This is a genomic window from Scandinavium sp. NPDC088450 (genome assembly GCF_044900545.1).
GTDB lineage: Bacteria > Pseudomonadota > Gammaproteobacteria > Enterobacterales > Enterobacteriaceae > Scandinavium.
Genome location: NZ_JBJDNI010000005.1, coordinates 177,936 through 190,430, shown reverse-complemented (window position 1 = coordinate 190,430; position 12,495 = coordinate 177,936). Strand labels below are relative to the sequence as shown.

At 54.8% G+C, this 12,495-nt stretch carries 13 protein-coding genes; 8 read left to right on the top strand and 5 right to left on the bottom strand.

Going from position 1 to position 12,495, the window contains the following annotated elements; translation table 11 throughout:
• Positions 1–22 precede the first annotated feature (22 nt).
• Positions 23–1,225 (bottom strand): enterochelin esterase, encoded by a 1,203-nt coding sequence (gene fes, locus ACI2I2_RS07025; protein ID WP_404657258.1) that lies wholly within the window; start codon positions 1,223–1,225, stop codon positions 23–25.
• Between the two features lie 137 nt (positions 1,226–1,362).
• On the opposite strand from fes, the gene ACI2I2_RS07020 reads away from it, so the two are divergent.
• Positions 1,363–3,588, top strand: coding sequence for a TonB-dependent siderophore receptor (locus tag ACI2I2_RS07020; protein WP_404657257.1), 2,226 nt, complete (start codon positions 1,363–1,365; stop codon positions 3,586–3,588).
• A gap of 104 nt (positions 3,589–3,692) precedes the next feature.
• Positions 3,693–4,355, top strand: a complete 663-nt coding sequence (entD, locus tag ACI2I2_RS07015) for an enterobactin synthase subunit EntD (RefSeq protein WP_404657256.1) — start codon at positions 3,693–3,695, stop codon at positions 4,353–4,355.
• Here entD and ACI2I2_RS07010 read toward each other — a convergent pair.
• Entirely contained in the window at positions 4,326–5,027 is a 702-nt protein-coding gene (locus ACI2I2_RS07010; protein WP_404657255.1) for a GNAT family N-acetyltransferase, read from the bottom strand. The two genes, entD and ACI2I2_RS07010, sit on opposite strands and share 30 nt — an antisense overlap.
• A 278-nt stretch (positions 5,028–5,305) precedes the next feature.
• Between ACI2I2_RS07010 and ACI2I2_RS07005 the strand changes: the two genes are divergently transcribed.
• The 4 genes from ACI2I2_RS07005 to ACI2I2_RS06990 all read left to right on the top strand — a co-directional run bounded on the left by ACI2I2_RS07005 (position 5,306) and on the right by ACI2I2_RS06990 (position 8,378).
• A complete protein-coding gene (locus tag ACI2I2_RS07005) occupies positions 5,306–6,187 on the top strand; it encodes an AbgT family transporter (RefSeq protein WP_404657254.1) in 882 nt (293 codons plus the stop codon).
• On the top strand, positions 6,187–6,867 hold the full coding sequence (locus ACI2I2_RS07000; protein ID WP_404657253.1) for an AbgT family transporter: 681 nt from the start codon (positions 6,187–6,189) through the stop codon (positions 6,865–6,867). Before ACI2I2_RS07005 ends, ACI2I2_RS07000 begins: the two co-directional genes overlap by 1 nt.
• 102 nt (positions 6,868–6,969) lie before the next feature.
• The gene (locus tag ACI2I2_RS06995; protein WP_404657288.1) at positions 6,970–8,085 is read left to right on the top strand and encodes a YbdK family carboxylate-amine ligase; all 1,116 of its coding nucleotides are present in this window, start codon (positions 6,970–6,972) and stop codon (positions 8,083–8,085) included.
• Between the two features lie 53 nt (positions 8,086–8,138).
• Complete coding sequence (locus ACI2I2_RS06990; RefSeq protein ID WP_404657252.1) at positions 8,139–8,378, top strand: DUF1158 domain-containing protein; 240 nt, start codon at positions 8,139–8,141, stop codon at positions 8,376–8,378.
• On the opposite strand, the gene ACI2I2_RS06985 is transcribed toward ACI2I2_RS06990, so the two are convergent.
• The 3 genes from ACI2I2_RS06985 to ACI2I2_RS06975 all read right to left on the bottom strand — a co-directional run bounded on the left by ACI2I2_RS06985 (position 8,364) and on the right by ACI2I2_RS06975 (position 11,289).
• Positions 8,364–9,683, bottom strand: coding sequence for an alpha/beta hydrolase-fold protein (locus ACI2I2_RS06985; protein WP_404657250.1), 1,320 nt, complete (start codon positions 9,681–9,683; stop codon positions 8,364–8,366). The genes ACI2I2_RS06990 and ACI2I2_RS06985 overlap by 15 nt on opposite strands.
• A gap of 131 nt (positions 9,684–9,814) precedes the next feature.
• The gene (locus tag ACI2I2_RS06980; RefSeq protein ID WP_404657249.1) at positions 9,815–10,156 is read right to left on the bottom strand and encodes a RamA family antibiotic efflux transcriptional regulator; all 342 of its coding nucleotides are present in this window, start codon (positions 10,154–10,156) and stop codon (positions 9,815–9,817) included.
• A gap of 32 nt (positions 10,157–10,188) precedes the next feature.
• Complete coding sequence (locus ACI2I2_RS06975; RefSeq protein WP_404657248.1) at positions 10,189–11,289, bottom strand: MBL fold metallo-hydrolase; 1,101 nt, start codon at positions 11,287–11,289, stop codon at positions 10,189–10,191.
• A gap of 190 nt (positions 11,290–11,479) precedes the next feature.
• On the opposite strand from ACI2I2_RS06975, the gene ACI2I2_RS06970 reads away from it, so the two are divergent.
• A complete protein-coding gene (locus ACI2I2_RS06970) occupies positions 11,480–12,061 on the top strand; it encodes a TetR/AcrR family transcriptional regulator (protein ID WP_404657247.1) in 582 nt (193 codons plus the stop codon).
• Entirely contained in the window at positions 12,058–12,426 is a 369-nt protein-coding gene (locus ACI2I2_RS06965; RefSeq protein ID WP_404657246.1) for an MmcQ/YjbR family DNA-binding protein, read from the top strand. The genes ACI2I2_RS06970 and ACI2I2_RS06965 overlap by 4 nt, the downstream gene beginning before the upstream one ends.
• Positions 12,427–12,495 lie beyond the last annotated feature (69 nt).

The following is a 12,495-nucleotide window of genomic DNA, read 5'->3' as shown; positions in this document are numbered from 1 at the left end:
AAACTCCTGTCGTAAAGCGCGCTTATGCCGTGACGAGTGGCTGCCAGAGCGCAATCAGCCCGGCCGTGAGTCCACCTCGCCAGCACAGCGCATCGTGTCCGCCGTCAACCTGACGCCAGAAAAGCGGCTGCTGTGTTTGCTGTAGTTGGTGTAAGAGGGCCTGATTGGCCTGAAAGATAATCGGTTCACGTCGCCCGGCCTCAAGCCAGATCCGCAAACCTTGCGGTGAAACTTCACCACGAGAAAGTTTTTCGAGGATAACGCCGCCGTGACCTTCGCCGCGTGTCGGCCACCAGTAAGAGCCCGACTGGCTTAGTACACAGCCAAACCGCTGCGGCCAGTTCAGCCCGGCAAACATTGCCGCTAAGCCACCGAAGCTTTGCCCGGCGACCACAGTACGTTGCGCACGCTCACAGAAAGGCGCGATACGCTGAATTTGCGGGAGAAGTTCCTGCTGAAGCGCCAGCCAGAAATCCGTGTTGCAGGGCAGTTCTGCGCCGCGATGCGCCGTGTCGATGGCATCCACCAGCACATATACCGCCGCCGGAAGCTGCCCTTCGCGGGTCAACCGGGCCAGCGGCGACCAGACAGGCATGCTTTCAGCCCAGAACTGGCCATCAAGCAGCAGCGCCATTGGCCGTTCTGCGGCTTCACCCGTGGTGTAAATCCACACTTTGCGCGAATTTCCCAGTCGCGGGCTTCGCCAGTGAATGCAGACCGGCGGCGCGTACGGCACGTCGGGTAAATCCCAGCCGGGCTGAACAGGCGCATCAGGCAGTGAAAGCGCTGAAACCGCATGGCCTCGCCCGCCCCGCCAGCTTTGCACATTCAGCGGATCGGCTATCGCCTGAGGCAGCAGCTTTCGCCAGCCTTCGCGCAGCAATGGGCGGTCGGGCTTGTCGGTGAGAAACAAAGAGGCATCAAAATCGTTTTCAGTTGTCACCGGAATGAAGCAGTAACTCCCACGCCAGCTGGCGGGCAGCGTGGTTTGCCACTGCCAGACGTCAGTGCCTGGCAGACGGGACAGCGTCTGCGGCACGGCGTTTTGGTGGTGATCGGTGACGCCGGTGATGTAAATCCACACCCGCTGGTACGGCGATGTTTCTTCCTTTCCAGCAGGATCACGCCAGTAAAACGTGACATGGCATTGGTCACCTTCCCTGTGCCACTGCGGCCCGTGGAGGGTTTTCCACCACTCATCACTCCCTGTTACTGCCGTTTGCATCACGTTAACCCCGTGTTTGCTGTGGAATTCTTTGTTACACGTTAAAAATTATTGATAATATTATTGATAACTATTTGCATTTGCAATAGCGTATTGACGCGCGTTTTTGACACACACAACTGCCAAGCAGGACGATAATGAATAACAAGCTCAAATCATTGGCCTTACTGGTCAATCTGGGGATTTATGGGGCGGCGTTTCCTTTGCACGCCGAGGGAACCGCTGAGGAGAAAACCACAGCGAATGACGAAACGATGGTTGTGACCGCAGCTCAGCAGAACTTGCAGGCACCGGGCGTTTCCACCATCACAGCAGAGGAAATTCGCAAAAGGCCTCCCGCTCGCGACGTCTCTGAAATCATCCGCACCATGCCAGGGGTAAACCTCACCGGCAACTCCACCAGCGGCCAACGCGGCAACAACCGCCAGATTGATATTCGCGGTATGGGCCCGGAAAACACCCTGATTTTGATTGACGGTAAGCCTGTCACCAGCCGTAACTCTGTGCGTCTGGGCTGGCGTGGCGAACGTGATACCCGCGGTGATACCAGTTGGGTTCCGCCAGAAATGATTGAGCGCATTGAAGTGATTCGTGGTCCTGCTGCGGCCCGTTACGGCAACGGCGCAGCAGGCGGCGTGGTGAACATCATCACCAAAAAATCCAGCAATGAGTGGCACGGTTCCTGGGACACCTACATGAACCTGCCGGAACACAAAGACGAAGGCTCCACCAAACGCACCAACTTTAGCCTGACCGGCCCGATGGGCGGCGATTTCAGCTTCCGTCTGTACGGCAACCTCGATAAAACGCAGGCCGATGCCTGGGATATCAACCAGGGCCATCAGTCTGAGCGTACCGGTATTTACCAGAATACCCTGCCTGCCGGGCGTGAAGGCGTTGAAAACAAAGACATCAACGGCCTGTTGCGCTGGGACTTCGCCCCGATGCAGTCTCTGGAACTGGAGGCAGGCTACAGCCGCCAGAACAACCTTTATGCGGGCGATACTCAGAACACCAACACCAACAATTTCGTCAAAGAAAACTATGGCAAAGAGACCAACCGCCTCTACCGCCAGAACTTCTCTTTGACCTGGAACGGCGGCTGGGATAACGGCCTGACCACCAGCAACTGGGTGCAATACGAGCACACCCGTAACTCGCGTAAAGGCGAAGGCCTGGCGGGCGGCACCGAGGGGATTTTCAATACCAATAAATTCGTCGATATCGACCTCGACGATATCCTGCTGCACAGCGAAGTGAACATCCCGATTGATTTCGTCTTCAACCAGAACCTGACGCTCGGCACCGAGTGGAATCAGCAGAAGATGAAGGACAACGGCTCGAACACCCAGACCTTTATGGGCGGCACAATCCCTGGCTTTAGCAGCACCGGCCGCAGCCCTTACTCTCAGGCGGAAATCTTCTCGCTGTTTGCTGAAGACAATATCGAAGTCACCGACACCACCATGCTGACGCCAGCGCTGCGTTACGATCATCACAGCATTGTGGGCGACAACTGGAGCCCATCGCTGAACCTGTCACAAGGTTTGTGGGATGATTTCACCCTGAAAATGGGCATCGCCCGCGCCTATAAAGCGCCAAGCCTGTATCAGACCAACCCGAACTACATTCTCTACAGTAAAGGCCAGGGCTGCTATGCCAGCGCCAGCGGCTGCTACCTGCAAGGTAATGATGACCTGAAGGCCGAAACCAGCATCAACAAAGAGATTGGGCTGGAGTTCAAACGCGACGGCTGGCTGGCAGGAGCAACCTGGTTCCGTAACGATTACCGCAACAAGATTGAAGCAGGCTACGCGTCGGTGTACACCAATGCCGCCGGGACCGATGTCTATAAGTGGGAAAACGTGCCGAAAGCGGTGGTTGAAGGCCTGGAAGGGACGCTGAATGTTCCCGTCACCGACACCGTGAACTGGACCAACAACATCACCTATATGCTGCAGAGTAAGAACAAGGAAACCGGGGATCGTCTGTCGATCATCCCGGAATATACCCTGAACTCAACGCTGAGCTGGCAGGTGGTGCAGGACTTCTCTGTGCAGTCGACCTTTACCTGGTATGGCAAACAGCAACCGAAGAAGTACAACTACAAAGGCCAACCGGCGACCGGCAGCGAACTTAACGAAGTTAGCCCGTACAGCATTGTTGGCCTGAGCGGCACCTGGGATGCAACGAAGTACGTCAGCCTGACGGCCGGTATCGACAACCTGTTCGATAAACGCCACTGGCGCGCGGGTAACGCCCAGACCACTGGCGGTGCCACCGGGTATATGTACGGTGCGGGGGCTGAGACTTATAACGAGTCAGGTCGGACTTACTATCTGAGTGTGAATACGCACTTCTGATCAGGAGGCTAACCCCCTCTCCCCAACCCTCTCCCTCAAGGGAGAGGGGGCAAAAGAAATTCCCTCTCCTTTTGGGAGAGGGTCAGGGAGAGGGGTAACTCGCGATGAATGTTCAGCACAGTATCTTTCCATTAGCCAATCTCACCCTACACCGAATCGACTTCCAGCCCGAAACCTTCATCGACGCGGATCTCTTGTGGCTGCCGCATCACGTCAAACTTTCGCACTCTGGAAGAAAGCGTAAAGCCGAACACCTTGCCGGGCGAGTCGCGGCCTTTTATGCCTTGCGGGAACAAGGGATCAGGCACATTGCCGATATTGGCGAGCAGCGTCAGCCGCTCTGGCCTGAAGGCTGGTTTGGCAGTATCAGCCATTGCGGAAATTCGGCGTTGGCGGTGGTGAGCCAAAGCGCTGTCGGTCTTGATTTCGAAGAGATTTTTACGCCAGCGCTGTGTGCAGAGATTGCCTCTGGCGTTATCTGTCCTGATGAAGAACACATTCTGCGAACCAGCGATCTGCCCTTCCCTTTAGCGCTAACGCTCGCCTTCAGCGCGAAAGAAAGCCTGTTCAAAGCGCTCTCTTCTGCAACCTCCGGAATGCCTGGTTTTGCCAGCGCGCAAATCATCGGATTAAGCGAGCGGCTAATCGTACTGAAAACGACAGCAGCGTTCTCTCCGGAACTTGATGGGCAGCATCATTCGCTCGTCTGGCAGCGGTGGGATCAGCTGGTCGTGACGCTACTGGCGAAAACTCTCCAGTTTGCGTAGCTGCTGGCCTTGTTGATCAAAATTATTGGGCGCGAGCCACGCCTGTAGCGCTTTCTCAATGTCCGGCCATTCACCGTCGATTATCGACAGGCAGTCGCTGTCGCGGTTGCGGCCTTTACGGACCATTCGCTGGCGAAAACGCCCTTCGAAGGTGAAACCAATACGTTCTGCGGCTTTTCGGGAGGCGGTGTTGAGGGAATCACACTTCCACTCCACACGGCGATAACCGCAGGCAAAAGCTTCTGTGAGTAACAGCCAAACCACTTCCGTACTCAACGTGCTGCGTTTCATCCGTACTGACCAGCTGACGTGGCCGATTTCGACAGTGCCGTGCGACTGGTCGATAGCCATCAGGCACACCACGCCGACGGCACGCTCCGAATGCAGATCAATGACCGCAAACGGCACTAAACCTGAATCGTCGACTTTTGCCTGTAACCAGGCATGGGTGGCGTCTATTGTTGCAGGGCGCTCGCTGCCAAGCCATGTCCAGTCGCGATCGTCGCCCACCTGTGCAAAAGCATCAAAAAGATCGGCGGCATGCTGGCTCGCGTTCAGCGGTTGCAACTGACAGCTTCGTCCTGTCAGTACTTTTCTGACCAATGTTTCTGCGCCCTTCCAGTCAGGAACTCGATCGCCTACCCATTGCCCGTATTCATTCAACTCTGCCACGTCATCCCCCTTTTTACATTCCTCCACGTTATAGCATGCCGTCGGAAACGGGGTTAAGGGCACCAGCCCACCACACAGCCAATATCACCACCACAAGAAACATTAGCCGAATCAAAAACCAGTTTTCATCGAATAATTCGGAATCATATTCTGAAATCGAGATCAAAATCGGCTTTAATGACGAAAAATGACGTGTCACCCGCTCGCGGAATCTCTATTATCTCCCCTTGATACATTCAGCAATGAAATGAAACATCCAGTCGGTTGAGAGGGGATCTATGAATACACTGACAAGGACCAACAAGGATGGGCAGGAAAGTCGCCTGATGAGCGGCTTCCTCAATGCCATTGAAAAAGCGGGTAACCGTCTGCCTGAGCCCGCCCTTATTTTCTTCTATTTTTTACTCGCGGTGATGGGCCTGTCTGCCGTGCTGTCGATGGTTGAGTTCGACATCGTGAACCCGGTCAATCAGCAAACGGTGCAGGTCAATAACCTGCTGTCTGCCGAAGCGTTAACCCATACACTCGCCAACATGGTCACCACGTTCACCGGTTTTGCGCCACTCGGTATTGTGCTGGTTGCGATGCTCGGGGTTGGCGTGGCCGAAAGCTCTGGTTTTATCAACGTGGCGCTGAAAAAGATGCTGCGCGTGACGCCGAAAAAACTGCTGACGCCGATGCTGATTTTTGTCGCAATGTTCAGCCATGTTGCCGCTGATGCAGGCTATGTTCTGGTGATCCCGCTGGGTGCCATCATCTTTATGTCTGCGGGACGCCATCCACTGGTCGGTATTGCCGCTGCATTTTCCGGCGTGTCCGGCGGTTTTGCCGCCAACATGGTGCCCACCGGCAACGATGCACTGCTGCAGGGCTTCACTCAGGCGGCGGCACAACTGCTCGACAGTACTTACACCGTCAATACGCTCTGCAACCTGTTCTTCGGCATCGCTTCTTCCATCGTGATTACGCTGGTCGGGTGGTGGGTGACTGAACGTATCGTTGAGCCGCGCGTCAGCAAGATGACCATCGACGGTGATTTTAAGCACGACGAAGATATGTCTCACGTCAGCGACCAGGAAAACCGCGCGTTTACCCGCGCCGGGCTGGTGATGCTCCTCGGTCTGGTAGCCCTTGCGGCTGCGGCCTGGCCTGAAGGGTGATGCTGCGTAGCACCGATGGCTCACTGACCGCTTACAGCGCGCCGATCATGAAATCCATCGTGCCGCTGATTTTCCTGATTTTCATTATTCCTGGCATTGTCTTTGGCTTCGCCTCCGGCACGTTTAAAACCGGGAAAGATGTCATCGGCGCGATGAACGACTCCATGAGCAAGATGGGCTCCTACATGGTGATGGCGTTCTTCTGCGCGATGTTTATCAAGGCCTTCAGCGATTCTAACATCGGCACGCTGGTTGCGCTGGCGGGGGCAGACGGCCTGAAAGCGATGGCGCTGCCGGGTGAAGCCACCATTATTGGGATGATTGTCCTGACGGCGGTGGTCAATCTGCTGATCGGTTCCGCTTCGGCGAAATGGGCGCTGCTGTCGCCGATTATGGTGCCGATGCTGATGGCGGTAGGGATTTCACCGGAGCTGACTCAGGCTGCCTTCCGTATCGGTGACTCCAGCACCAACATCATCACCCCGCTGATGGTCTTCTTCCCGCTGGTCGTGGTGTATTGCCAGCGTTATGTGAAAGGCGCTGGAGTCGGCACGTTAGTGTCGATGATGATGCCTTATTCCATCGCCTTCTTTGTCACCTGGAGCCTGTTCCTGTTGGCATGGTGGGGACTGGGCATGCCGCTGGGCGTTGCTGCACCGTATACCTGGTCCGCAGGTTAATTCGCCTTCCCTTCCCCGGTTCAGCTTTGTGGCCGGGGAAGTGGCGCAGATGTCTGAGCGAGGCAATACTGTTCAGACATCCCTCCACGCGCCGAGATGCTCATGCCGCTCCCCGATTTCCATGTTTCCACCCCGTTTACCTTAGGCATTGAACTGGAATTACAGGTGGTGAATCCGCCGGGATTTGACCTGAGCCAGGACTCTTCCGCGCTGATTGCGCAGATAAAAGAGGCGGTCACCGTAGGCGAAATCAAGCACGACATCACCGAAAGCATGCTGGAGATTGCGACGGGCGTTTGTGAGGATATCCACCAGGCCAGCGCGCAGTTTTCTGCCATTCGCCAGACGGTACTGGAGGCGGCTTCTCGCCAGCATGTGCAAATCTGTGGCGGTGGCACCCACCCGTTTCAGAAATGGCAACGCCAGGAAGTGTACGATAACGAGCGTTATCTGCGAACGCTGGAACAGTTTGGTTATTTGATCCAACAGGCAACGGTCTTCGGCCAGCATGTTCACGTGGGGTGTTCGAACGGCGATGACGCGATTTATCTGCTGCACGGACTTTCGCGCTTTGTCCCTCACTTTATCGCGTTGAGTGCAGCCTCGCCTTATCTTCAGGGCGCTGACAGCAAGTTTGCCTCTTCGCGCCTCAACGTTTTCTCTGCGTTTCCCGATATGGGGCCCATGCCCTGGGTGACAAACTGGCAGGAGTTTGAAGGGCTGTTTCGTCGGCTGAGCTACACCAGCATGATTGACAGCATTAAAGATTTGCACTGGGACATTCGCCCCAGCCCGCACTTTGGCACGGTGGAAGTGCGTGTGATGGACACGCCGCTGACCCTGGGTCACGCAGTTAATATTGCCGGGCTGATTCAGGCCACCGCCCGCTGGCTGCTCGAAACCCGACCCTTTAAACATCAGGAACGCGATTACCTGCTGTATAAATTTAACCGTTTTCAGGCCTGCCGATACGGGCTGGAAGGCGTGCTGACCGACGTTCATAGCGGCGAACAACGCACGCTTGCCGAAGAGATTCAACGCCTGCTGGACACCGTTGCCCCGTGGGCCGAAACGCACCAGGCAGGCAGCGCCATCGATGCTCTTTCTCTGTTGGTAAAACAAGGTCATAGCGAGGCCGATAAGATGAGAGCGTTTATCGCAGAGGGAGGATCGTTGATTTCACTGGTGGAAAAACACTGCGAGATTTGGGCCGCCTGAGGCAGGAACTTGAGGTATCATCAGGCATCATTTTTTGGCTTACGATAACTATTATGCTCGACTCCCTGATCACCGCCGGTGGCATTTTACTGATGGCGTTTCTCTCTTGCCTGCTGCTGCCCGCCCCTTCCCTGGGGCTGACAGTGGCGCAAAATCTGGTGACCGTTTTCCACCTGATGGATTTGAACCAGCTCTATACGCTGCTGTTTTGCGTTTGGTTCCTGGTGCTCGGCGCGATTGAATTTTTCGTCATTCGTTATGTCTGGCGACGCTGGCTGTCACCTTCTCGCTAATCCGGTGAAATCCCTCATTCCTTCCACCAGCGCTTCGCACCAGCCAGCATAATCATGGCCGCTGGAGGAAGAATGAAAGCTCACGCGATACCCTTTTTCACGCAGCACCTGTTCAAACTCCAGCGTGTGTTTGTAGTTGCCACCGCCTGGACCACTGGCCTCAAAAGTGCCCGCCTGTAACCAGAAACGCACCGGATATCGCGGCGTTCGCTGATATTCACGGGTCAGCCAACTGGCGGCTTCCCCTTTCGGTGCCCACCAATACGAGCCGGAAAGACTGAGCACATTCCCGAACAAGCGTGGATAGCGTAACGCCACCCACGAGGCGGCAAGCCCGCCGTAACTCGATCCGGCCACGACGGTTTTCTGCCGCTGCATATTCAGCCCCTGACGATGAAGCCAGGGCAGCAGCTCGTGCGCCATGAAATCGGCGAAATGTGGATTCGGCGGCAGTTCGGCGCTGCGGCGTGCGTGATCCAAAGAATCGATAAACACCACGTTAACGGGCGGCAACACATGACGGGCAATCAGGCCGTCGAGAATGTTGGCGAAATGGTAATCGTCCTGATATTGCTTGCCGTCAAAAAGCAGCAACGTCCAGCGTGCGGGCTGCGGCAGCCTTGGGCGATAGAGCGTAATTTCCCGGGTGTTACCGAGAAAATCACTGTGCAGTTGATGGCGGGTTAGCGAGCCAGACTTAATCGGTGCCTTCATGGCCGACAGGCTGCAGTAGCGCGAAGGATTGAGCGCCAACAGAGAAGAACGACTCCAGCGATCTTGCTGGGGCTGTAGCGTATTGGGATTCAACGGATCGGCCTGAGCACTGACCAACATCGCACGCTGCTTTTCACGCATGTTTCCCTCAATCAGTGGAACATCAGGCGCGAGTTTATATTGCATCAGGGTGTCGGCGGGAACCACATAGCTGTGATACCAGACGTCGGAATCCCCTAGTCGAAAAAGCGGGTCGTGATCGCCCGCGGGAGAACCAAGAATAAAGACATTGTTGCGAGCGCCGCGCCAAAGGAAGGTGACGCGTTTATGTTTAGCATCAACGGGCTCCACCAACGGTGTGCCTTCCTGCTGACGAGCTTGCCAGAAATCGGCAGTGGTTCCGCCCTGCTTCAGGGTTTTCGCCAGTTGCTGCAACAAAGGGCTTGTCGGCAAAGGACGTTCGAAACACGCTTCTTCACTGGCATCCAACTTTCCTTTTTGTTCTCCCTGAGCCGAAGGAGATTCGCAGGTTACTGCCGCTGCGGGCATTGCACTTAGCCCAATAAGTAAGCCACTCCACGCCATCTTCATTGTGCTTGTTTCCCTTTGTCAACATTGCGCACCACGCTAATGCAAATGGGAATTGTTTTCAATAACATTTATGCTGTGGGTTTGTCGTGAAGACATAAAAAAAGCCCGTTAAACGGGCTAGTAGATGGGGACTAGTGCGTACTGCTCTGGTGCTCTTTACGCCAGGCACCAGGCGGTTGCTTAAACGTTCGGGTAAAGACCCGGGTGAACGTCTGTTGCGAATCAAAGCCGTACTTCAGGCAAATGTCATACACTTTCTGATCGGTTTCTCGCAGTTCTTCTGCTGCCAGTCGCAGCTTACGCTCGCGAATGTAGCGTCCAAGACTCTCCCCTTTTTGCTGTACAAACAGGCGTTGCAGGTGCCATTTTGAATACCCCGCATGACGTGCGATATCGTCAATACGCAGTGGCTGGTGCAGATTGTCGTCAATCCACTCGACAATGGTGTCAATAACCTGAGCGGAAATCGTCATACCTTCCTCCCCTCCTCTGAATGGCCTGGTGATTATTCCCACCAGGCACGAAATTGCTGGTCGCGATTAGCAACCCAAACAGGTTCACCCTGAACCGGTGTTAACAGACGATAGTCTTTCCCTTCACTGGCTTTGGTCAGTTGTTTGTACGGGTCATCCCAGGTGTGTTTCGCGAGAACGAAACGCCCGGCATGGCCTGGCAACACGGCGCGGGCGTTGAGATCAACCGCTGCCTGCGCCGTTTCTTCTGGCAGCATATGAATGTACTTCCAGTCCTGGTCGTACTGGCCGTTTTCCATGATGGCTAAATCGACCTGACCAAATTGCTCGCCGATGGCCTTGAAATGCGGGCCATAGCCGCTGTCACCGCTGTAGTAAATATTTTGCTCTGGGGTGACGAACATGAAGCTCGCCCACAAGGTCTGGTTACGCTTCAGGCCACGGCCTGAAAAGTGGCGAGCAGGCAGCACATGGACGGCCAGCGAGTCGCTTATCTCAACTTTCTGGTTCCAGTCCGCTTCGGAAATTCTCTCGCTGTCCATTCCCCAGTAGCGCAGATGTGACCCTACGCCCAATGGCGTCACCACACGCTTAACCTTGGGCATCAGCCCTTTGATGGTGGCGTAATCCAGATGGTCGTAGTGATCGTGCGAGATAATCAGCAGATCGATCTCCGGCATTGTCGCCGCACTCCAGGGATAGTCCCCTGCAAAGGCTTTATTCAAAAAGGAAAACGGTGCGGCGTAACTGCTGAAGACCGGGTCAATCAATATGCGTTTCCCGGAAAGCTGCAAATACCAGGAAGAATGCCCGAGCCAAATCATCACATCTTGTTGCACCGGCAGGCTCGCAAGATCGGTTTTCACCATCGGTAACGGCTGCTGCGGACGAGCGTTTTCACGCTTGACGGTCAGAAATTCCCAGATTGCGGCAGGCATGCTCTTTTGCCCGGACCAGCTTGGAGTGGGCTGCTGGTTGTGAAACTGACCGTCGCGATAGTTTGTGGAGCGTTCAACTGTGCTGAGCTGTGCGCCCTGTGGCGCTTTGCCAAACCCGGCATTGAGGACAAACGGTAAACTTGCTGCGCTGGCAATTAACATAATGACGACCACACTTAACAGAAGACGCTTCATATCCTGACCGTAGACAGACTCCATCCTGGAGACGCTGTGGGAAGAAACTTGATTATGAGTGAGTAAGCACTCATTATAGAAAGGAGATGAAAGTCGTCAAGACGATTTTCAATTTTTGACATTCGCCGTTGAAGTGCTGCAAGCGGCATGTTTCAATCACCGTCTTTTACAGACTGAGAGGTAAAGTGTAGTGGCTCGTCCGAAGAGTGAAGACAAAAAACAAGCGTTGCTGGAGGCCGCCACGGTCGCCATCGCCCAGCAGGGCATCGCGGCATCGACTGCCCTGATTGCCCGTAATGCAGGGGTTGCCGAGGGAACGCTGTTTCGTTATTTCGCCACTAAAGACGACTTGCTCAATGCGCTTTATCTGCACCTGAAAAGCTCACTGTGTGAAACCATGCTTGCCGGGATTGGCAATGCCGTGACGCCGAAGGATTTCACGCGCTGCATCTGGAACAGCTATATCAGTTGGGGCGTGCAAAACCCAATTGGTCATAAAGCCATTCGCCGTATGGCCGTCAGTGAGAAAATCACCGCCGACACCAAACAGCAGGTTTCCGACATGTTCCCGGAGCTGAATAAGCTCTGTGAGCGTTCCGTGCGCGAGGTGTTTCAGTCTGAATCCTACCGTGCCTTTGGCGATGCACTTTTCTTGTCCCTTGCCGAAACCACCATTGAGTTTGCGAGCCACGAACCGAAACGAGCGGGTGATTTGACCGCACTGGGTTTTGAAGCGATGTGGCTGGCACTGGCTGAGGAAGGTGTTGCATGAATGGGGAAGCGGTTGTCAAACATGCGCACCGGTTCGCCCTTGAATTGCCCTTCACCGAGCAAGCCTGGCCGTTTGGCCCTGAATGCGACGTTTATCTGGTTGGCGGAAAAATGTTTATGCTTGCCATGACGTTACGCGGAAAGCCGATTATCAATCTCAAAGCCAAACCGGATAACGTCCTGTTGCATCAGGAAATTTATAAGAGCATTGGGCCGGGTTATCACATGAATAAAAAACACTGGATAACCGTCTATGGCGGCGAGGATATCAGCCCTGAGCTGGTCGAGGCGCTCATCGACGACTCCTGGCATTGCGTGGTGGATAAGCTGCCTAAACGGCAGCAAAAAATGATGCGCCCGGTGTGATTTTCTGTTTTTAACAACAAGTGTTATCGGATATTTAATACTTATCTTTTCGCAGCTTGCGCTGTACTC